The 336-nt window shown below is 50.6% G+C and carries 2 tRNA genes; both read right to left on the bottom strand.

Annotated elements, in window-relative coordinates:
• Positions 1-55: 55 nt before the first annotated feature.
• A tRNA-Ala gene (locus KNO75_RS14985) sits at positions 56-128 on the bottom strand.
• 22 nt (positions 129-150) lie between these two features.
• Positions 151-227 (bottom strand) — tRNA-Ile (locus tag KNO75_RS14990).
• Between the last annotated feature and the right edge of the window lie 109 nt (positions 228-336).

Consider the following 336-nt stretch of genomic DNA (forward strand, 5'->3'; position numbering starts at 1 on the left):
ATGTGAAATTGGTTTTTGATGTCTTGATGAATCTTCAGTTTTCAAGGAACAAAAGTGGAGCCTAGCGGGATCGAACCGCTGACCTCCTGCGTGCAAGGCAGGCGCTCTCCCAGCTGAGCTAAGGCCCCGTATTAGAATTGTTCATAAAAATGGTGGGCCTAAGTGGACTCGAACCACCGACCTCACGCTTATCAGGCGTGCGCTCTAACCGGCTGAGCTATAGGCCCTCATAGAGAGGTTTTGGTCTCTCAAAACTGAACGATGGGCAATGCCACATGGGCATTTTCCTTAGAAAGGAGGTGATCCAGCCGCACCTTCCGATACGGCTACCTTGTT

The sequence above is a fragment of the Exiguobacterium sp. s35 genome, from assembly GCF_018617535.1.
In the GTDB taxonomy this organism is placed as follows: Bacteria; Bacillota; Bacilli; order Exiguobacteriales; family Exiguobacteriaceae; genus Exiguobacterium; species Exiguobacterium aestuarii.